Annotated in this window: 17 protein-coding genes; 6 read left to right on the top strand and 11 right to left on the bottom strand. The window is 73.1% G+C overall.

Features of this window, described 5'->3' with window-relative positions:
* Positions 1-193 precede the first annotated feature (193 nt).
* Complete coding sequence (locus tag ACFTWP_RS08590) at positions 194-823, top strand: response regulator transcription factor (RefSeq protein ID WP_380263499.1); 630 nt, start codon at positions 194-196, stop codon at positions 821-823.
* Positions 824-941: 118 nt separating this feature from the next.
* Here the strand turns inward: ACFTWP_RS08590 and ACFTWP_RS08585 are convergent, their stop codons facing one another.
* Both ACFTWP_RS08585 and ACFTWP_RS08580 read right to left on the bottom strand, forming a co-directional pair.
* Entirely contained in the window at positions 942-1,757 is an 816-nt protein-coding gene (locus ACFTWP_RS08585) for a class I SAM-dependent methyltransferase (RefSeq protein ID WP_380263498.1), read from the bottom strand.
* A complete protein-coding gene (locus ACFTWP_RS08580) occupies positions 1,664-2,248 on the bottom strand; it encodes a TetR/AcrR family transcriptional regulator C-terminal domain-containing protein (protein WP_380263563.1) in 585 nt (194 codons plus the stop codon). The genes ACFTWP_RS08585 and ACFTWP_RS08580 overlap by 94 nt, the downstream gene beginning before the upstream one ends.
* A gap of 23 nt (positions 2,249-2,271) precedes the next feature.
* Between ACFTWP_RS08580 and ACFTWP_RS08575 the strand changes: the two genes are divergently transcribed.
* Complete coding sequence (locus tag ACFTWP_RS08575) at positions 2,272-2,649, top strand: hypothetical protein (RefSeq protein WP_380263497.1); 378 nt, start codon at positions 2,272-2,274, stop codon at positions 2,647-2,649.
* Positions 2,650-2,952: 303 nt separating this feature from the next.
* On the opposite strand, the gene ACFTWP_RS08570 is transcribed toward ACFTWP_RS08575, so the two are convergent.
* Positions 2,953-3,756 carry a hemolysin III family protein gene (locus ACFTWP_RS08570; protein ID WP_380263496.1) on the bottom strand — a complete coding sequence of 268 codons (804 nt, stop codon included), beginning with the start codon at positions 3,754-3,756 and terminating at the stop codon, positions 2,953-2,955.
* 236 nt (positions 3,757-3,992) lie between these two features.
* Here ACFTWP_RS08570 and ACFTWP_RS08565 point away from each other — a divergent pair, with 236 nt between their 5' ends.
* A complete protein-coding gene (locus tag ACFTWP_RS08565) occupies positions 3,993-4,244 on the top strand; it encodes a hypothetical protein (RefSeq protein ID WP_380263495.1) in 252 nt (83 codons plus the stop codon).
* A gap of 67 nt (positions 4,245-4,311) precedes the next feature.
* Here ACFTWP_RS08565 and ACFTWP_RS08560 read toward each other — a convergent pair whose 3' ends face one another.
* The 5 genes from ACFTWP_RS08560 to ACFTWP_RS08540 form a co-directional block, all read right to left on the bottom strand.
* A complete protein-coding gene (locus ACFTWP_RS08560; RefSeq protein ID WP_380263494.1) occupies positions 4,312-6,018 on the bottom strand; it encodes a SpoIIE family protein phosphatase in 1,707 nt (568 codons plus the stop codon).
* A gap of 634 nt (positions 6,019-6,652) precedes the next feature.
* Positions 6,653-7,120, bottom strand: coding sequence for a MarR family winged helix-turn-helix transcriptional regulator (locus ACFTWP_RS08555; RefSeq protein WP_380263493.1), 468 nt, complete (start codon positions 7,118-7,120; stop codon positions 6,653-6,655).
* 102 nt (positions 7,121-7,222) lie between these two features.
* Positions 7,223-8,104, bottom strand: a complete 882-nt coding sequence (locus ACFTWP_RS08550) for a fumarylacetoacetate hydrolase family protein (protein WP_380263492.1) — start codon at positions 8,102-8,104, stop codon at positions 7,223-7,225.
* Positions 8,105-8,140: 36 nt separating this feature from the next.
* Complete coding sequence (locus tag ACFTWP_RS08545; RefSeq protein WP_380263491.1) at positions 8,141-9,172, bottom strand: cupin domain-containing protein; 1,032 nt, start codon at positions 9,170-9,172, stop codon at positions 8,141-8,143.
* Positions 9,169-10,413 carry an FAD-dependent monooxygenase gene (locus tag ACFTWP_RS08540; RefSeq protein ID WP_380263490.1) on the bottom strand — a complete coding sequence of 415 codons (1,245 nt, stop codon included), beginning with the start codon at positions 10,411-10,413 and terminating at the stop codon, positions 9,169-9,171. Before ACFTWP_RS08540 ends, ACFTWP_RS08545 begins: the two co-directional genes overlap by 4 nt.
* Positions 10,414-11,033: 620 nt before the next feature.
* Here ACFTWP_RS08540 and ACFTWP_RS08535 point away from each other — a divergent pair.
* The gene (locus ACFTWP_RS08535; protein WP_380263489.1) at positions 11,034-13,514 is read left to right on the top strand and encodes a glycoside hydrolase family 3 protein; all 2,481 of its coding nucleotides are present in this window, start codon (positions 11,034-11,036) and stop codon (positions 13,512-13,514) included.
* Between the two features lie 34 nt (positions 13,515-13,548).
* On the opposite strand, the gene ACFTWP_RS08530 is transcribed toward ACFTWP_RS08535, so the two are convergent.
* The 3 genes from ACFTWP_RS08530 to ACFTWP_RS08520 form a co-directional block, all read right to left on the bottom strand.
* A complete protein-coding gene (locus tag ACFTWP_RS08530; protein WP_380263488.1) occupies positions 13,549-14,493 on the bottom strand; it encodes a hypothetical protein in 945 nt (314 codons plus the stop codon).
* Positions 14,494-14,657: 164 nt separating this feature from the next.
* Positions 14,658-15,902, bottom strand: coding sequence for an MFS transporter (locus ACFTWP_RS08525; protein ID WP_380263487.1), 1,245 nt, complete (start codon positions 15,900-15,902; stop codon positions 14,658-14,660).
* A gap of 256 nt (positions 15,903-16,158) precedes the next feature.
* Positions 16,159-17,058 (bottom strand): LysR family transcriptional regulator, encoded by a 900-nt coding sequence (locus tag ACFTWP_RS08520; protein ID WP_380263486.1) that lies wholly within the window; start codon positions 17,056-17,058, stop codon positions 16,159-16,161.
* 155 nt (positions 17,059-17,213) lie between these two features.
* On the opposite strand from ACFTWP_RS08520, the gene ACFTWP_RS08515 reads away from it, so the two are divergent.
* Positions 17,214-18,155, top strand: coding sequence for a fumarylacetoacetate hydrolase family protein (locus ACFTWP_RS08515; protein ID WP_380263562.1), 942 nt, complete (start codon positions 17,214-17,216; stop codon positions 18,153-18,155).
* On the top strand, positions 18,152-19,123 hold the full coding sequence (locus tag ACFTWP_RS08510; RefSeq protein WP_380263485.1) for a cyclase family protein: 972 nt from the start codon (positions 18,152-18,154) through the stop codon (positions 19,121-19,123). Before ACFTWP_RS08515 ends, ACFTWP_RS08510 begins: the two co-directional genes overlap by 4 nt.
* The last annotated feature ends 78 nt before the right edge of the window (positions 19,124-19,201 follow it).

The following is a 19,201-nucleotide window of genomic DNA, read 5'->3' as shown; positions in this document are numbered from 1 at the left end:
CGGCCGTGGAGCCCTCCGGGGTCGGACCGTCGGACGTACGCGGCCGCACACGTGCGTACGGCGGCGGAGCGGGACCGGCGACCGGGTGCCGGACGCGTTCCCACTGCTTGCCAAGTGGATGCCAAGGCGGATGGGAGAGCATCGGGGCGCACGCCGGCCCCTCGGGGGTCGGGATCAGGAAGGAACATGGGGAATGGTCTCGATCGCCGTCGTCGCCAGTGACCGGATCACCGGTGAGGGGGCCGCCTGCTACCTGCGCGCGCAGCGTGGCCTGAAGGTCCTGCCGGAGGAGGAACACCGCCTGGCGGACGTCCTGTTGGTGCTGACGGTGGAGGTGACCGAGGAGACGCTGCTCCTGATGGAGGGCGCCGCCGCGGCATCGACCAACGCCGGCATGGGCATCGTGCTGGTCACCGGCGGCCTGCACGAGGCACAGGTGATGCGGGCCGTGCACTGCGGTCTGCGCAGTGTGATGTGGCGCCAGGACGCCGGGTACGAGGCGGTGGTCGAGGCGGTGCGGACCGTGGCCGCCGGGCGCGCGGCGTTGCCGGCTCCGGTCCAGGGCTGGCTGCTCGACCACGTCGGATCCGTCTACCGGCACGTGCTGCGGCCCATGGGTGTCACGTCGTCCGGGCTGGAGGGCCGGGAGGTGGAGATCCTGCGCCTGCTGGCGGACGGCTTCAGCACGGTGGAGATCGCGAGGAGGCTCAGCTATTCGGAGCGCACCATCAAGAACATCGTCAGCGCCATGACCAGCAGGCTGGGGCTGCGCAACCGCGCCCACGCCGTCGCCTTCGCCCTGCGGTCCGGCACTCTGCGCTGACGTCCGACGGGCGGCCGACCGCGTACCTGGTACCTGCTTCGTGTCGTCCCGCGCTCTGCCACGCCGTCCGTCCGGGGTGCTTCCCTGCCGGCCCACCACGATGGCCACTGCCGAGCGGTCACCCGCTCCCGCCGCGGGCCGGACGTCGTCCCCGGACCGCCCACGCGCGGGCGGTGAACGCGATCGACCCGTCCGGACGGGTGGGGACACTCCGGGCGAGCTCGTCCCGTAGGCCGTCCCGGGCGAGGGGGGTGAGCGCGGCGACGTAGCCGGGGGCGGGGCCCTGACCGGTCAGGAACGGCTCCCACAGGTCGGCGAAGTCGGCGAAGACGACGGGGACTTCGATCGCCGTGACCGCCACCTCGTGCAGCCCGGCCCGGGTCCACAGGTCGTGCAGCGGATCCGGGTGGCACAGCGGGAACCGGCGGCCCTCGTGCAGTGCGGCGGCTGCCGGATCGACCGCGACCGCCGCGTCCCAGAAGCGATGCAGGAACGCCAGGCCGTCGGCGTAGTCCCACACGTACGCCGCGACCAGCCCGCGGGGCCGGACCACCCGGGCCGCCTCCGCCACCGCCGCTCCCGGCGCCGGGAGGAAGTTGAGTGCCAGTCCGCTGACGACGCCGTCGCACCATCCGTCCCGCACCGGCAGCGCCTGGGCGTCGGCCACCGCGAAGCGGGCCGGGGCGGGGGTGGCGGCCCGCGCCGAGGCCACGAAACCGGCGGAGCGGTCCAACCCGAGTACGACACGGGGCCGGTACCGGGCGGCCAGCGTCGCGGTCAACGCTCCGGTACCGCAGCCCACGTCCAGCCATCGCGGGCCGCCATCGCCGTCGAGCCAGGTCAGGAACCGATCCGCGACCGGCCGGCTCCACCGGCCCATGTACCGCTCGTAGGCGTCCCCGGCCGCCCACACGTCGAAGCGCTGCTCGTCCATGCGTCCACGATGGCGCAGGGGGCTGGGTCCCGGTCGTGGACACGCTCGGTGCGGGCGGCTCGCGAGTCGGCCGGCCCGTGCGGTGGCGTGGCCGTGGGCGCGACCGGCGTGTCGTCAGGTCCGGCGCGGGCGGGGGCGGCGCTGGGTGCCGAAGGCGCGCAGGAAGGTGTCCCCCCGGTGCGCACGGCGGTGTGGAGGGCTTCGTCGCTGACGGGACGGGTGCCGAGGGCGGACAGGCCGGGGAGGTTGCCGGAGACCAGCGCCATGAACTGGGCGGCGGCCACCACCGGATCGTTCAGCTCCAGGTGCCCCCGGTTGGCCAGGCTGGAGAGCCGACCGGCCAGCACGTCCAGCACCGGCTGGGAGCCCCGGGCCACCACCTGGTCGTAGAGGTCGGGCAGGCGCGCCGCCTCTCCGTAGCGCAGCCGCTGAAGCGCCCACCCCTCGTCGCTGAGCTGGCACTCGACCACCCGGTGGGCGACGCGCTCCAGTTGCGATCCTCACCCTGACGGTGGTGGTGGGCCGCGACGACGCGCACGCCGAGGCGCTGGCCACCCCGTGGCGGCTCGCGCTGGCCCGGCACGCCGCGGGCAACTCCTCACCGCTGCTGCCCGTCGAGGCGGCGCTCGGGTACCGGCCGACGCCGGTCGAACGGGCCGCGCAGAGCGCGCCACCCCTGAACGACCTGCGCGCGGAGGTGGTCGGCGGCCCCGCGACGGTCGCGGCGAAGCTCAAGGCCTTCGTCGCCGAATCCGGCGCCGACGAGGTGATGGTGGTGACCAACACCTACGACCCGGCCGACCGGCGCGAGTCCTACACCCGACTGGCCGAGCTGGCCGAGCTGGCCGAGCTGGCCGAGCTGGCGGGGCTGGGCGGACTGGGCGGGCCGTGAACCGCGCGGTGGCCGAACCGTGCGGTGACAGGCCGCCGGCTTCCGATGCGGAGCGATCGGCCTGCTGGTCGGCGACCCCGCGGCGCCCTGCCGCACCACTCCGGTGCCGGGAGTGCGGGGAGCCGCTCGTGCCCGACGGCTGAGAACACACCCGGGTCCTTCGCCGCGGCGTCCACGCCCCTGAGCCCGCCGGCCGGTAACGTCCGTGGCACGCGCCCGCCGGGACCCGAGACGCACACCTTGGGCCATCGCCCGGCGGGCGCCGGCCACGCCCGCGCCCCGCCCCGGCGACGGCTTCACCTGTCAGGTGGCCGCCAGGAGCACGGCCGTGTAGTGCGCGCCGAAGGCGGCGATGGTGAGGGCGTGGAAGACCTCGTGGAAGCCGAACCAGCACGGTGACGGGTCGGGGCGCTTCAGTCCGTAGACGACGCCGCCCGTGGTGTAGAGCAGGCCGCCGACGACGACGAGGACGACGACTGCGGTGCCGCCGGTGCGTGCGAAGTCGGGCAGGTAGAAGACGGCCACCCAGCCCAGGGCGACGTAGCACGGGGTGTACAGCCACCGGGGAGCCCCCATCCACAAGGTGCGGAAGGCGATGCCGGCCAGGGCGCCCGCCCACACCACGGCCAGCAGCACCTGCTGCCGGCGCGGGGGCAGCAGCAGCACCGTCAGCGGGGTGTAGGTGCCCGCGATGATCAGGAAGATGTTGGCGTGGTCCAGCCGCCGTAGGGCCGCCGCCCCGCGCGGACCCCACGTCCCGCGGTGGAAGACCGCGCTGGTACCGAACAGCAGGCAGGCCGAGAGCGCGTACACCGAGCAGGCCGCCACTGCCGCACCGGGGCGCGCAAGGGCGATCAGGACGATGCCTCCGGCCAGCGAGAGGGGGAACATGCCCGCGTGCAGCCAGCCGCGCATCCTCGGCTTCAGCGCCGCTGCCGCACGCTCCACGTCGCCTGTCGGGTCGGCCGCTGCCTGACCGCCGGTCAGCCGGCCGGTCGTTCCGGCGGGTGGATCGACCGCGGGGGTCTGGAGGGTGCGGGACGTCGTACCCGGGCGGGACTGGGACTCCCGTCCGCGTGCCGACGGTTGAGTGCCTTCGGTGACCATGTGCTCACTGTAGGAAATCGGCGGTGGGCGAACGGCCCACGCCGCACCCGAACCTGCCGCCGTCGCCGCCGACCTCGCCTCGGCAGCGACGCCGACCGGCCCGAGCACGATCGCCACGACGGTCGCTCAGGCGGAAGGGGAAGCGGATCGGCAGGGCGGGCCGGTGCACCGGTCGCGGTGGAGCCGCCCCGCTCATAGCGTTGCTTCCGGCGGGACGGTTGGCACGGGAGGCCGGGATGAGGCAGTTCAGGTGGGCTCTGGAGGTACAGGACGACGACGGCCACTGGTCCCGGCAGGACGGTGACAGCCTCTCGAATCCTCTGGAGTACGACGGTCCGCCCCAGCAGGCGGCGAACCACCTGCGGGACGTGTTCGTGCGCTCGCTCTCCCGGCCTGCTCCCGGCCCGCGGGCGGTCAGGATCCGCGTCTGGGAAGGTGACGATGCCGCTGGCGAGCCCGGGGCCGAGACCGAGTGGTCGCGCGAATGACTCACCCGGGTGGCCCAGCCCGTTCCCGTTCGCGGCCGGCCGGCGCCCTGACCGTCGCCTCGGCAACTCAGTGCGGTGGCACCCGGACCGCGAGGAGGGCGGTGTCATCGGTGCTGCCGCTCGGGATGACCTGCAGGATCCGGTCGCAGAATTCCTCCAGGGGGTACCGCGTGAGGTCGGCCGCGTGACGGCGCAGTTCCTCCAGGCCGGCCCCGAGATCGGCTCCCGGCACCTCCACCAGGCCGTCCGTGAACAGCAGCAGCGTCGAGCCGGCCGGTAGACGTTGCCGGCCGGTGGGGCGCCCGGGGTCGCCGCCGGCTCCGAGGATGATCCCCTGGCCGGCTTCCAGGTAGCGCGCCTCGCCACCGGCCGGGGCCCCGGGAGCGGGCAGCAGCAGCGGCGGCGGGTGTCCGGCGCTGGTCCACCACAACCGCCGCGCCCCACCCGGGTGCCCCTGCACGTAGGCGAGGATCATGGTGGCCATCGGCACGTCGGTCAGGCTCGTCATGGCGTCGTCGAGCCGTCCGACGATGGCGGCCGGTGTTTCGTGACGGTCCCAGGCCAGCGCCCGCAGGAGGTTGCGCAGCTGTGCCATTCCGGCGGCGGCCTGCAGGTCGTGCCCGATCACGTCGCCGATCACCAACGCGGTCCTGCCGTCCCTGAGCCCGAACGCGTCGTACCAGTCGCCGCCGACCCGCGAACCGGCCGGGGCAGGCCGGTACCGGGCGGCCAGCTGAAGGCCCCGGCTCTGCGGGAGTTCGGTGAGCAGGTGGCGCTGCATCGCGGTGGCGACGTCGCGCTGCTCCCCGAACAGGCGGGCGTTGTCGATGGCGACGCCCGCCCGGTGGCCGATGTCCGCGAGCAGGGCGAGTTCGCGGTCGGTGAAGGGGCGGTCCGGACCGGTGCGCACCGCCGTGATCGCTCCGGTGATCTCGCGTGCGCTGGTGAGTGGAACGACGGCAGCCGAGGTCGCGCCCAGGACGCGCAGGAACCCCGCCTGGACGGCGGCGAGCGGGGCGTCCGGCGGCTCGGCCATCTCCCGCGGGCCGAGCAGTACGGGCTGCGCGCCGCGGAGTACCCGTACCAGTGCCGAACGCGAGAGGGTCGTCGGTGCCGGCAGCGGCCCTCGCCAGGCCTCCAGAGCGGGGTCCCGGCCCTGCGGGCCGAGAACGGCGACCCGGCGGACCTCGCCCTCGGTGGTCCGCAGGTCCACCGCCACCCAGTCGGCCAGCTTGGGTACGAGCAGGGGGCCGAGCCGGTCCACCGCCTCCTCGACGTCCAGCGTCTCGGAGAGCACCTCGGTGATCGCGCCCACCAGGGTCAGCTGGTCGGTCAGGTCCTCCAGCAGGTCCACCCGGGCGGCCTCCCGCCCGACGGGCGCGCTGCTTCCCGCCATGTCGGCGAACAGGACGGCCAGGCCGACCGTCCTGCCCGCGTGCACGACGGGCGCTGCCGACCAGCGCACCGGCAGGGCCCGGCCGTCACCGGTCAGGAAGGTGTCGCTGTCGCCCCAGGCCGGCCTTCCGTGCTCGGCGACCGCCAGCAGCACGCACCGCGAGCGCGGGATCTCGGCGCCGTCGGGACCGCGGTGCAGCAGGTCGTGGGCGTCCGCTCCCGCCATCGCCGTGGCCCGGCGACCCAGTAGTTCCTCCGCCCGCGGGTTGGCGGTCAGGATCCGCCCGCGGGCATCGACCAGCAGCACTCCGGCCGCCAGCCCCTCGAACGCCGAGGTCAGCAAGGGCTGCCCGCCCTCGCACCCACCGAAGTCCTGCATCGGGCCGCACGCTCCCTCCCTCAACGGTTGCAACCGCTGGAGGGGGTGGACGCCCCGACGCCCCCGGTCACCGGCGGATCAGCAGGGGCCGACTCCACCAGGGCGCGGTGACGCCGCCTGCCGTACCGGCCCGGTGCACCGATCTCCGTACGGGTCGCCCTCGGTGACTCCGTGCGCGCTTCCACCTCCGCCGAGAGCTCCGGGGCCGGAGCTTCGGTCCGCTCCATCACGACTCCTCCCGCACTCTGCCGGCAGCCCGGTGTCGAACGTCCAGGCTGCCGGGACGACTCCATCCTGCGACCTTTCCCGTCGCCGCGCTCGCCGGTCCGAGGCCTGCCTTGTCGTACTCGGCGTCGCTGCTGTCGACGGCGGGTGCCCTGGCGGCGGACCCGTCGCGTCCCGCCGGTACTGGTCGCGGTCCGCGGGCAGTACCGACTCCCGGTGCGGTCCCGCCGGCGGGTGCGGGTGGCCTCTGTGCGCGGCGACCAACAGGTCCGCCAAGTCAGCGTGCCGCGGACCGCACCACCGGTCCGGCGTTCGTCCGCCGCGGCCACGTGCACGGTGGCATGGCTGCCGGCCGTCTTGCCCGCTGCGGTTCGGCCCGAGGATCTCCGTCGCTCCTGGTCCTGCTCCGCTACCCCTGTTCGTCCGCCCCGCATTTGGTGCTGGAAAGATCGTTGTCCATACCGGCGATCCTCCGCAGCATGCCGACCGCCATGGCGCGCTCGGCAGGGGGAAGCGCCTCCAGGAGCTGCTCGTTGACACGTTCGGCGGCCGGAGTGAGGCTGCTCAGGAGGCGGTCGCCGTCCGGCGTGAGGTCGAGCAGGGTGCGCCTGCGGTCCGCCTCGTCCCGGACCTGGGTGACGTACTGCTGGTCGGTGAGGCGGCGGACGATGTGGTTGACCGTCGAGCGGTCCAGGGACGTGGCGGTGGCCAGGGTGCGCTGGTCGATGCCGGGGGTCCGGGCCAGGGCGTTGAGGACGGCGAACTGCTGGGAGGTGACGTCCCGTGAGACGTGGGCGGCCCACAGGGCGGTGTGGACCTGCTCGGCTCGGCGGATGAGATGCCCGACGTAGTTCTCCAGGTCGAGCGCGCGGGCCAAAGCTTCGTCCTTGCTGCCGAGGTGGCGCCGCCGGGGTCGCGGGCGGGTTCCGTCCGTGATTCTACAAGTCGACGGCGCCACCTCGAAGGGCTGCACCTGGTGTCAGTGCGACGCGGCGGGCGCCGGCCGTCGCCCGGGCCGCTGCCCGTAGGGGGTCGCGCGGGACGCGTCCACGCCGACCTCCAGACGCCCGACGCGTTCGATGTCGACCACGACACGCTCGCCGTGGCTGAGCGGACCGACGCCGGCCGGCGTGCCGGTGGCGATGACGTCGCCGGGATGCAGGGTCATGACCGAACTGGTGTAGGCGATCAGTTCGCGGACGCCGAAGATGAGGTCGGCGGTGTTGGTGCGCTGGCGGGTCGTGCCGCCGACGTCGCAGCGCAGGTCCAGGGCGTCGGGCTCGGGGATCTCGTCGGCGGTGACGATCCACGGGCCGATGGGGGTGAAGGTGTCGAAGGACTTGCGGGTGGACCGGTCCTCGTCGGAGCGGACGGTGATGTCCAGGAGACAGGTGTAGCCGAAGACGTGCCGGAGGGCCTCTTCGGCGCTCACGTGGGAGGCGGTGCGTCCGATGACGACGCCCAGCTCGCCCTCCTGGTCGGTCCGCTTGTCGCTGTAGGGCAGGAGGATGTCCTCTCCGGGCCCGATCACGGAGGAGTTGGCCTTGAGGAAGACGCCGAGGTCGGCGACCGAGGTGGTGTACTCCATCTCGGCCTTGTGGTCGAGGTAGTTGACGGGCGCTCCGACGATCTTCCCGGGGAGGGGGAGCGGGGCTTCGAGTGCCGCCCCGGACAGGGGCGTGCGGGGGGCGGAGGCGAGGTCGGGCAGCCGGAGCGTGCCTGCGGCCGACTGCTCGATGTGGCGGTGCAGCGGGCCCGCGGGTCCGTAGGGCCCCGGTCCGGCGAGCTGTTCGGTGACGTCGACCAGGTCGTCGCCGTCGACGATGCCGAGTCTGCCGTGGTTGAAGAGGGCGAGGCGCATGTGGGTTCCTTGCTGGGTGGTGGGGCGAGGAGTCGTTCAGGCACCGGGGTCGGCCGGCTCGGCGCGGTAGAGGCCGAGGGAGCGCATCACGGGCTCGTCGCTGTAGGAGAAGAGGACGGCGTCCTGGGAGCCGGTGTTGAGGTGCCGGTACGAGCTCCAGCCGGGGACGGCGAAGGTGTCGTGCTGCGACCAGTCGAGTCGTACGCCGTCGACCACGGTGGCGCCCTCGCCGCGGACCACGCTGAAGACGGTGGATGCCGTGTGACGGGAGCCGGCTCCTTGGAAGCCGGGGCGCAGGCGGTGGATCCGACAGCCGATGGTGGGCATGACGGGGCCGCCGGTCCAGGGGTTGGTGTACTCCAGCACGATGCCGTCGACGTCGCTGCCTTCGGCGGTGTCCGCGATGGCGTCCAGGGCGCGGGCGGTCTCGGTCCAGGTGTAGCGGGTCACGGGCGAGTTGGGGCCGTCCGGGGTCAGCCAGGCCGGGGTGAGCCGGCCGTGCAGGAACTGGCGACTGCCCGCGTCGTCCGGCCGGGTGACCGGTTGCAGGCGCTGCGGGTACTTCTCGTAGAAGCCGGCCTCCAGCGCGTTCACGAGGGGGTAGTCCAGGGCGTCGAGCCAGATCATCGGGGCGTCGCCCCGGTGGGTGTGGTCGTGCCAGTGCCAGCCGGGCGTCAGGAGCAGGTCGCCGGGAGCCATGTGGACGGGCTCGCCGTTGACGGTCGTCCAGGCACCGCTGCCCTCCAGGACGAACCGGAAGGCGTTGGAGGTGTGCCGGTGCGCCTGGGCGGTCTCACCGGGGAGGATGATCTGGAGCCCGGCGTAAAGGGTGTTGACGGTGGCCGGCGGGTCCGTGAGGCCCGGATTGACCAGCATCAGCACCCGGCGTTCGGCATCGTCGAGGGAGAGCGTCTGCGCGAAGTGCAGCAGGTGCGGGCGCAGTTCCTGCCAGCTCCACCGGTGGGGGACGGCCCGACTGCGGGGCTCGGCAGGGAAGAGGTTGCCGTAGAAGCGCCACAGCGGGGCTGCGCCGAGGTCCTCCAGCGCCTTGTAGGCGTCGTCGGTCATGCCTGTCTCCGTTCGGTCGTTCGTCGGGCTGCGGCGGTGACGCTGCCGGCGGTCGGCGTCCACACCCAGGAGATGTCGTCGAAGCCGTCCGCTGAACGGCTGCCGAGCAGGGTGTTGCGGAGGGTGGCCGCCGTGCCTTCCAGGTGGCAGATCTCGCCGAAGCGACGCGCGTTGGTCTGGATCAGCCCCGCGCGTTCACGGCGCCGCCCGGCGTAGGCGGCGAATGCCTCCGTGGTGTCGGCCGACTCCTCCAGGGCTCGGCCGAGGGCGGTCGCGTCCTCCAGCGCCTGGCAGGCGCCCTGGGCGAGGTACTGGAGCATGGGGTGGGCCGCGTCGCCCAGGAGCGCGATCCGTCCGTGGACCCAGGCGTCGAGGGGCGGCCGGTCGTACAGCGGCCAGCGCCGGTCGCGTGACACCAGGGGCAGGGCGTCGCGGACCGCCTGGCAGGTACCGGCGAAGCGTTCCTCAAGTTCGGCCTCGGTGCCCCAGTCGTCGGAGTCCGGTGTGTAGTGGTCGCTCTCGAAGACCGCGACCTGGTTGTACAACTCGCCTCGGCGGACCGGGTACTGGACCAGGTGCGACCGGGGGCCGGCCCACACCATCACGGCCTCGGACGCGGCGTGCCGGGACATGCGACCCGTCATCCGCTCGGCGGGCAGTGCCCCGCGGAACGCGACGTAGCGTGAGCAGACGGGGTCCTCGTCACCGACGAGTGCCTGACGCAGCCTGGAGCGCAGGCCGTCGGCGGCCACCACCGCGCCCGCCGTCAGCACCTCGGCCGTCTCCTCGAAGTGCAGCCGTACGCCGGAGTCGTCCTGCTCGGCGCGGGTCACGGTGCGGCCGGTGTGCAGGGTGACGAGCGGGTGGGCCCGGCAGGCGGTGAGCAACGCGGCGTGCAGGTCCGTGCGGTGGGTGACGAGGTAGGGGTGGCGGAAGCGCTCCCGGTAGGCCTCGCTGCGCAGGTCGAGTTCGGTGATCTGGACGCCGCTGACGGCATCCATCATGACCAGCCGGGGAGGGGTGACGGCCGTGCGTTGCACGTCGGCCAGGATGCCGAGCTCGTCCAGGGCGAGCGAGGCGTTCGGGGCCAGCTGCAGGCCGGCACCGATCTCGCCGAACCGGGTGGCGCGCTCGACGAGGGTGACGGTGCGACCGGCGCGGGCGGCGGCGAGAGCCGCGGCCAGTCCGCCGATGCCTCCGCCCACTACGGCGAGTCGGCAGGACCGGAGGGATGAGGGCATGGGGCCTCCTCGGTGGGCAGGCGGGTGGAGGAAGGTGAACGGTCGACGGATCTGCATCAAGGCAGATAATCAGTACATCAATCGTTGATGCATAGACGATAGGAGGCATGGGGTCGGGAGGTCAATGGCCTGGTCGCCTCCGGGTGAGTGGAGGGGTTCATTGCTGGAACGGTTCAGTTGGTCGGCTGGTGCGGGTATTCGTTTCGTCGATGCTTCGAGATCGGTCTATCGGAATGTGCCAGGTGCTGGCAGAAGTCTTGACCTCTGGATTTGGAGACCCTAGGTTCCCGAATGGCGTGAAACGATTCACTGGCTGGCTGTGAGCTCAGTTTCTGCCGTCTGTCGCGCGCCGGCCCCACCGACTCGGCTGCCTGCCCCCACCCGCCAAGGCCGCCGTCGCCGTTCAGTCCGACGTCCCTCCGAACGAGGCGACGCCCCGCTGTCCCTGCCGTCGCGCCGTCCCCGTCGTCCCGGCGGCATCGCCCGCGTGGATTCGCGCCGCCGTACCCGACGGGCGCCCCGCCGAGGCACCGCCCGGCCGTCCCGTGCTGCCCCCACGTCTCCGGAACGCCCCCACCTGCTGCGCCACCGGCCGGCACTAGACTCGACTGGAGAGTCGTATGAACCGTCGCACGTTCCTCACCACAGCCGTCCTGACCTCGTTGGCCACCACCGTGGTGCCCGCGGTCGCGGCGCCCGGTCGCAGTGCCGTCGCGTCGGCGTCGGCCTCGACCCCGCAGAGCCGCGCGGCCCAGCTCCTCGCCGTGATGACGCCGGCGCAGAAGGAAGCCCTCGTCCGCTGCGACTTCGCCGCTCTGGCCTCCCTGGGCATCCCGGCGCTGAGCATGGCCGACGCCTCGGCGGGCCTCCGTGGCGAGACGGGTGTGACGGCGTTCCCCGTGCCCGTCGCCCAGGCCGCCACCTTCGATGTCGAACGTGTCGGCGACCTGGGCGCGGCCCTCGCAGTCGAGGGCCGCGCGAAGGGCTACAACAACCTGCTCGCCCCCACCGTCGACATCGCCCGGCACTGGCGGTTCGGCCGCCAGGCCGAGGGCATGGGCGAGGACCCGTACCTCGCGGGGACGCTGGCGGCCAACCTGACGGCACGGATGCAGCAGCAGGGCGTGGTCGCCACGGTGAAGCACTTCGCCGCCTACACGCAGGAGACCGACCGCACCTCCGTCGACGTCACGGTCTCCGACCGGGCCCTCCACGAGATCTACGAGGCGCCCGTCCGCCGCGTCGTCGCCACCACGCCGCTCACCTCGGTGATGATGGCGTACCCCAAGGTCAACGGCACCTTCGCCGTCCAGAACGCAGCCCTGTTCACCGACCTCAAGGCGACCATCGGCCTCCAGGGCTACACCGTCCCCGACTTCTGGGCCGGGGACGACCAGGTGGCCGCCGCCCGCGCCGGCATGGACCTCGCGGGCCTGGGCCCCGGCGCCGTGCAGATACCCGCCGGCAGCCTCACCTCGGGCATCAGCGCCGCCCGCCTGGACGACGCGGCCCGTCGGATCCTGACCACCATGATCGCCGCGGGGCTGTTCGACGACCCGCTCCCGGTCCCGTCCGCGAACGTCAGCACCCAGGCGAACCGGGACCTCGCCCACGATCTGGCCGTCCACGGCACCGTACTGCTGCAGAACCGCAACTCCGTCCTGCCGCTGGCCGGTTCCGCCTCCGTCGCCGTCATCGGCCCGGCGGGTGTCGACGCCGTCACCGGTGTCTCCGGCTCTTCCCATGTCGACCCCGGCTCGTGGACCACCCCGCTCCAGGCCGTCAGGAACCGGGCGGGCAGCACGACGGTCACCCACAGCCAGGGCAGCCTCGGTGACATCCCCCTCACTCCCGTGCCCTCCGGAGTGCTCCGCACGCCCACCGGTGCCGCCGGCCTGACCGCCACCTACTACGCCGGAGCCCAGGCCACCGGGACCCCCGTCGCCACGGAGACCGTCACCGGCATCGACTTCGCGCAGGCGCCGCTCGCAAGCCTGCCCCCGGTCTGGTCGGCGCGCTACACGGGCAGACTCACCCCGACCAGTACCGGCCTGCACCGCTTCTCGCTGCTGCCCTCCGGTACCGCCGGCCTCACGGTCGACGGGACCACGGTGGTCTCCGGGACCCGCCACATGCGGCGCTTCTTCCTCGGCCCCTTCGACTACCCCCTCCAGGGCACCGCGACCCTCACCGCCGGCAGCACCGTCGACATCGAGGTCGTCTACACCAACGCCACCGCCCAGTACGGACAGGTCGGCCTCACGCTCGGCTGGCAGCCCGACTCCCTGATCCCGGCGGCCGTCGCCGCCGCGCGGGCCGCCGACACGGTCGTCGTGCTCGCCAACCGCATCGCCGGCGAGGACATGGACCACGGCGGCCTCGACCTCCCCGGCGACCAGAACCAGCTGATCGCGGCCGTCGCCGCGGTCAACCCGCGCACCGTGGTGGTGCTCAACACCGACGGACCGGTCGCCATGCCGTGGCTCGGCAGCGTCGCGGCCGTGGTGCAGAGCTGGTACGGCGGGCAGGCCATGGGGACGGCCCTTGCCGCAGTCCTCTTCGGTGACAGCGATCCCGCGGGCCGCCTGCCGGTCACCTTCCCCGCCACACCCGCCCAGGGGCCGGGCAGTACCCCCGCGACCTACCCCGGCGACGGCACCACCGTCGCGTACGACGAGGACATCGCCGTCGGGTACCGCTACTACGACCGCAACGGCCAGAGCCCCCTGTTCCCCTTCGGGCACGGCCTCTCCTACACCAGCTTCGCCCTGGGAGACCTCACCACCTCCTACGACGCCTCCACCAAGCTGCTCACCGCCACCGTCAACGTGACCAACTCCGGTACCCGGACTGGCTGGAGCGTCGTCCAGCTCTACGCGGCCCTCCCCGCGTCAGCCCGTGCGGAACCCCGCCGGCTGGTCGGGTTCCGCAAGCTCCGGCTCGTGCCCAAGGCCAGCACCCGGGTGACCTTCACCGTGCCCGCCGAGGACCTGTCCGTCCGGCAGTCCGGCGGCTGGGCCCTCGTCCCGGGCCTCTACACCGTCCACGCCGGCCGGTCCTCCCGTGACCTGGCCGCCCAGCGGGCCCTCACGATCGGCTGACCCGTCCGGCCGCCGTCGTGCACGGCGTGGGACGTCAGCCCTCCTCGCCCTCGTAGCTCTCGAACCAGTGGGTGTCGAAGTATTGGGCCGTCGAGAACGGATGCTGTCGGTCCGTGAGCATCCGGTGGACGAACTCGGCGGTCGTCCCGTCGAACCGCTCCCACGAGTCGTGGGTCTCGTCGCTCGCGAGGACGGGCCACCTGTCGGGGTCCGGTCCCTCGGTGAGCCAGTAGAACCGGTCGGCCGTTTCGGAGGCCGCCCACTGCAGCAGCCCGCCGGGGACCGGGTACACCCCGTAGGGCTTCCACAGGTCGCCGGCGTGAGCCCCGGCCCACTCGCCCAGCCACTCGGCGTACAGGACGATGTCACCGCTCGTGGAACCGGCACCGGGGAGATGGAGCTGGAGGTAGCCGTCGAAGGCGCCGTACCCGAACACCTCGGCGAGCTGCTTGTAGTCACCGGGCAGTGCGGTACCGATCCGGGCCTCGGCCGCCGCCCAGTCCACGGTGCGTGCACGTGTCGTGTCCCATCCCGTGACGGCGACGATGTCGTCCACCCAGGACGTCACCTCCGCCGGGTTCGCCGCCGGGTTCGCCGAAGGGTCCGCCGCCGGAACCTCCCGCTCCGCGACCAGCGCTACGGTCCGCACGGCGTCGCCGAAGCGGACGGTACCGCAGCCGATCCAACGGCCTCCGTACGCCCACGCGCCCATCTCCACGACCCGCTCGCCGAACGGGGTGAGGAGCGGAAGCCCGGTCCGGGCGGTCACCGTCGGATCGACGTACCCGCCCATGGCGAGATTGCGAGGTCGCCCGTACCGTGCACAGAGCGCCTCCCGGAGTGCGGAGAGGTCGTTCTCGTCCGTAGGCTCCAGGCATACGTGTCCGGAGGGGTGTCCCGCCTCGTCGCAATCCAGCCCGCCCTTGCCCGGCCAGGTCAGTCGGTGGACGGCCGCGAGGAGTTCTTCCTGTGCGCTCATGGCGGACATTGAACCGGCCGTGACCGACAGAGCAGCAGGCGGGCGGTCCTGCCGGCGAAGGAGTCACGGACGGGGTTGGGGTTCCCGGCCACGACCGGTACGGCCCCATGGCGGAGCGGCGCCACCTCCCGGTGACGCCGCTCGTCCGCCGGCCCCGGCCGAGGTCAGGCAGCCGCCTTCTCCGCCGTCGCCGACGGCACTGCGCGCCGGGCGCGGGTGGCCGCCAGGCCCAGGGCCACCGCGCCGGTCACCGCGGCGAGCACTCCGACGGCGCCGGCCAGGGTGCCGACGGCCCCGGCGAGCCCGAGCAGGGCGAGCGGGCAGAGGAACTCGCCGAGGAAGAAGGCGGCGTTCCACAGGCCCGTGCCGCGGCCCCGGTCCTCGTGGTGCAGCAGCGCCAGGGTGCGGGTCACCAGGGTGGGCAGCAGCAGCCCCGTGGCCAGGCAGTTGACCACCGCGCCCAGCACCAGCAGGGGAGTGCCGGGTGCGAAGCACATGACGGCGAAGCCGGCGGCGCAGACGGCGAGCACCACCGGCAGCAGCGCCTCGGCGCGCCCGGCCAGCCGGGGGAAGGAGGCGGCGCCTGCGACGGTCGCCGCGCTGGCGGCGGCTGCGGCGAGTCCGGCCGCGGCGGCCGACGTCACCCCGAGGTCTTCCAGCAGGTACGACATCTCCACCGGGACGGTGTAGAACACCATCGCGCCGAAGAAGGTCAGCGCGCAGGGGGCGGCGAGGCTCCGCAGGGGGAACGGGCGGCGTCCTCCGATGCGCGCGTCCGCCGTCGACTCCCGGTGGACGGGTCGCAGACGCAAGGCCATCAGCGGCGCCAGCACGAGCCCGACCGCGTAGGCCCAGAACGGTGCCCGCCACCCGGCCGAGCCGGCCGCTCCGCCGAGCACGAAGAAGGCGGTCGCCGACAGTGAGGCGCAGATGGTCTGGAGGGCGAGAAGGCGCTCGCGTTCGCGGCCGGACCAGTAGTCGCCGATCAGGGTGGTGCAGCACGTCATGATCGCGGCTTCGGCGATGCCCACCAGGACCCGGCTGGCCACGATGGCGCTCAGCGAGTCGAGCCACAGCGGCGCGGTGCCGACGAGGGCGTACACGACGGTGGAGATCGTCAGCAGTCGGTTGCGGCCCAGTCCGTCCACGAGGACACCGGCGAACGGTGCGAGCAGGGCGAGGGCGAGGGCCGGCACGGTGAGCACGACCGGCACCAGGACTTCGGCGCCCGGTGTGGTGGCGAAGTGGTCCTGCATCCGGGGCAGGACCGGGGCGATGAGGACCGCCCCCAGGATCGGCAGGCAGCTGCCGGCCATCAGCAGGGCGGCCGTCAGCCGCGGGCGCGGGGGTGGGCCGCCAGTCGGTGCGGCGCTCGCCACGGCGGTGGGACCGGGGGCAGGTGTGGGCATGACGGCTCCGTGTCGATCGTCGGGGGACCGCGCCCGCCGGTAGCGGGTGTGGCGGGGGCCGGCCGGTCGGGAGGGTTCCTCGGGGCCGGTGCCGGACACCGTGCGGGCGGGTCGCAGTGGCAGCCATCCTGGGTGCCGCAGGTGCCGAGGGGAACGGTCGTGCCGATCGGTTGTGCGGATGCACGCCATCCGCCGCCTGGATGACGCACGTCCGGATGACCCTCGCCTGGATGACGCACGCCCGGATGACGCTGCCTCACAGGGCGGCGCCGACCCGGGCGGCGGTGTCCCGGAGCCAGGTGTGGGCGGCGTCCTGGGTGTGGGCGTGGTGCCACCACAGGGCCTCGTTGAGCGGGACGGCGTCGAACGGGCACGGCAGCGTCCGGACTCCGCTGTGCGGGCCGAGCCGTGCTGCCAGACGTTCCTGGACGAGGGCGACCCGGGTGGTGCCGGCGACCATGGCCGGGAGCAGCTGGAAGGTCTCCACGGAGACCTCGACCCGCGCGTCGATGCCGAGCAGCGACAGCTGCCGGGCGGCCGGCGCGTCGTGGGTGCGCTGGTAGACGGCCCAGGGCAGGCGGGCCAGGTCGCGCAGGGTGAGGCTGTCGCCGATCTCGGGGTGGTCGTCGGCGACCAGGCAGGTCCACCGGTCGGCGAAGAGGTCCATGGACGGGAATCCGCTGATCACACCGTGCGGCATCAGCAGCCCGTCCACGGAACTGAGCGAGGTGGCGATGGACTCGACGAGGGCCGGCCCGACCTGCAGGAAGCGCAGCCGCACACCGGGCGCCTCGTCGTGCACGACCCGGGCCAGCTCGGCGCCGAAGACGGCGACGGCGTAGTCGGAGGCGAGCAGGGTGAACTCCCGCCGCTCGATCGCCGGGTCGAAGGACGCCTGGCAGGTGAAGACACGTTCCAACAACTCGCAGGTGGTGGCGGTCAGTTCGAGCAGTACGGTGCCGAGCGGGGTCAGGGTGTAGCTGTTGCCGGAGCGGGCGAGCAGCTCGTCGCCGAAGTGCTTGCGCAGCCGCGCGAGGGCGGCGCTCATGGCGGGCTGACTGAGGCCGACCTTGGTGCCGGCCCGGGTCACGTTGCGTTCCTCCAGGAGGGCGCGCAGGGCGGGGACGAGGTTCAGGTCGAGGGTCGCAAGGTTCATTCGCGGGGTCCGCCGTTGCATCTGTTCGGTGGATGGTCGGCATCCAGAGAATCGATTTCCGTGATTGCCGGATCGGGGGCCACATTAGTCGCATCGCATCAGGAGGAAACCTCGTGGCAACGCAAGCGCAACTCTCCGGCCCCTTCGCGCTCGGCATGTTCGCCGATGCCGACGGCGCGCCCTTCCCCGGCCTGGTGGCCGGCGACCTCGTGCTCGACCTCGGTCAGGTTCCGGAGGCCGGGAACCCGTCCACCACCCGTGACCTGCTGGAACGCTGGGAGGAGACGCTGCCCGCGCTGCACCGTCTGGCACAGGACGAGGACCGGCCCTGGCGTCCGCTGGACGGCTTGCGCACCCTGCCGCCCGTCGAGCCCCGCCAGCTGCTGCAGTCCGGCGCCAACTACCGTCAGCACGTCGTCGACCTGGCCGTGGCCCACCGCTCCCCGGACGACACCCGGACGGTCGAGCAGGCGCGGGCGGACGTCGCTGCGATGATGGACCGCCGCGCAGCCGAGGACCAGCCGTACATGTTCATCGGTCTGCCGTCCTCCGTCACCGGCCCGTACGACGACGTGGTGCTGCCCGCCTGGTGCACCAAGCCCGACTGGGAGCTGGAGCTCGTCGCCGTCATCGGCCGGCCGGCCTACCGGGTCGGCCCCGAGGACGCGCTCGCGCACGTCGCCGCCTACACCATCGCCAACGACCTCACGGCCCGCGAGCTCGTCTTCCGCAAGGACATGCCGGAGATCGGCACCGACTGGCTGCGCTGCAAGAACGCCCCGGGCTTCACCCCGCTCGGCCCCTACCTGGTGCCCGCCGCGTTCGTCGCCGACCCCTCCGACCTGCAGGTCACCCTCAAGCTCAACGGCGAGACCATGCAGGACGAGTCCACCAAGGACATGATCTTCGACGTGGCGCGGATGGTCTCCTACGCCTCGCAGACCACCCGCCTGCTGCCCGGCGACCTCGTCCTCACCGGCAGCCCGGCCGGCAACGGCATGCACTGGGGCCGCCTGCTGCGCGACGGCGACGTCATGGACGGGACCGTCACCGGCCTCGGTGCCCAGCGCACCCGCTGCGTCGCGGAGGAGCGGTGACCGCCCACGACCGGCGCGACCCCGAGGGCGAGATCGCCAAGGCCGCCGCCGCGTACTCCAACTGGGGCCGGTGGGGAGCGGACGACCGGCTCGGCACCCTGAACCACCTCGACGCCGACAAGCGCCGTCAGGGCGCCGCCCTCGTCCGGCAGGGCGTCAGCTTCTCGCTCTCCCAGCGCTTCGACATGAACGGCCCGCAGAAGGGCTGGCGCCGGCGCACCAACCCGGTGCACACCATGCTGGACACCGGCACCGACGCGGCCGCCGGCCACCAGCCGTTCCCGCACGGCATCGGCGGCGCCGACGACGTGATCGCCATGCCGCTGCAGTGCTCCACCCAGTGGGACGGCCTCGGCCACATCTTCGACCACGGCCGGGCGTGGAACGGCCGTGACGCCGCCACCACCGTCACCTCCGAGGGCGACCAGGTCACCGGCATCGAGCACATGGCCGCCGACGTCGCCGGGCGCGGCGTCCTCCTCGACGTCGGCCGGGCGTTCGGCACCGACGGCGAACTCCCCGACGGCTTCGCCATCACCGAGGATCACCTGCGCGCCACCATCGAGGCCCAGGGCCCGAGTTCGGCCGTCGGGCGTGGAGACCTCGTGGTGATCCGCACGGGCCAGCTCACCCGCGCCCGCCGCGAGGGCTGGGGCGACTACGCCGGCGGGGACGCCCCCGGGCTCTCCTTCACCACCGCCGGCTGGCTGCACCGCACCGAGATCGCCGCGGTCGCCACCGACACCTGGGGCTTCGAGGTGCGGCCCAACGAGTTCGACCAGGCCTTCCAACCCCTGCACCAGGTCGCCATCCCCAACATGGGTCTGCTCATCGGCGAGATGTGGGACCCGGACGCCCTCGCCGAGCACTGCGCCGCCGACGGCGTGTACGAGTTCTGGCTCACCGCCGCACCGCTGCCGATCACCGGCGCCGTCGGCTCCCCGGTCAACCCGGTCGCCGTCAAGTAGCACCGACCGGCGACCGCCCCACCGACCGGGCCGGTCGGCGGACGCACCCGGACAGCCGTCCACCGACCGGCCCCACCA

It is taken from the genome of Kitasatospora sp. NPDC057015, from assembly GCF_042673745.1.
Taxonomy (GTDB): domain Bacteria; phylum Actinomycetota; class Actinomycetes; order Streptomycetales; family Streptomycetaceae; genus Kitasatospora.
This window is presented reverse-complemented; position numbering and strand designations above follow the sequence as displayed.

Excerpts from the sequence above, each read along its gene's own strand:
- ACFTWP_RS08590 (WP_380263499.1), top strand. The coding sequence starts at position 194 with ATGGTCTCGATCGCCGTCGTCGCCAGTGACCGGATCACCGGTGAGGGG.
- ACFTWP_RS08585 (WP_380263498.1), bottom strand. The coding sequence starts at position 1,757 with ATGGACGAGCAGCGCTTCGACGTGTGGGCGGCCGGGGACGCCTACGAG.
- ACFTWP_RS08570 (WP_380263496.1), bottom strand. The coding sequence starts at position 3,756 with ATGGTCACCGAAGGCACTCAACCGTCGGCACGCGGACGGGAGTCCCAG.
- ACFTWP_RS08565 (WP_380263495.1), top strand. The coding sequence starts at position 3,993 with ATGAGGCAGTTCAGGTGGGCTCTGGAGGTACAGGACGACGACGGCCAC.
- ACFTWP_RS08560 (WP_380263494.1), bottom strand. The coding sequence starts at position 6,018 with ATGCAGGACTTCGGTGGGTGCGAGGGCGGGCAGCCCTTGCTGACCTCG.
- ACFTWP_RS08550 (WP_380263492.1), bottom strand. The coding sequence starts at position 8,104 with ATGCGCCTCGCCCTCTTCAACCACGGCAGACTCGGCATCGTCGACGGC.
- ACFTWP_RS08545 (WP_380263491.1), bottom strand. The coding sequence starts at position 9,172 with ATGACCGACGACGCCTACAAGGCGCTGGAGGACCTCGGCGCAGCCCCG.
- ACFTWP_RS08540 (WP_380263490.1), bottom strand. The coding sequence starts at position 10,413 with ATGCCCTCATCCCTCCGGTCCTGCCGACTCGCCGTAGTGGGCGGAGGC.
- ACFTWP_RS08535 (WP_380263489.1), top strand. The coding sequence starts at position 11,034 with ATGAACCGTCGCACGTTCCTCACCACAGCCGTCCTGACCTCGTTGGCC.
- ACFTWP_RS08530 (WP_380263488.1), bottom strand. The coding sequence starts at position 14,493 with ATGAGCGCACAGGAAGAACTCCTCGCGGCCGTCCACCGACTGACCTGG.
- ACFTWP_RS08525 (WP_380263487.1), bottom strand. The coding sequence starts at position 15,902 with ATGCCCACACCTGCCCCCGGTCCCACCGCCGTGGCGAGCGCCGCACCG.
- ACFTWP_RS08520 (WP_380263486.1), bottom strand. The coding sequence starts at position 17,058 with ATGAACCTTGCGACCCTCGACCTGAACCTCGTCCCCGCCCTGCGCGCC.
- ACFTWP_RS08515 (WP_380263562.1), top strand. The coding sequence starts at position 17,214 with ATGTTCGCCGATGCCGACGGCGCGCCCTTCCCCGGCCTGGTGGCCGGC.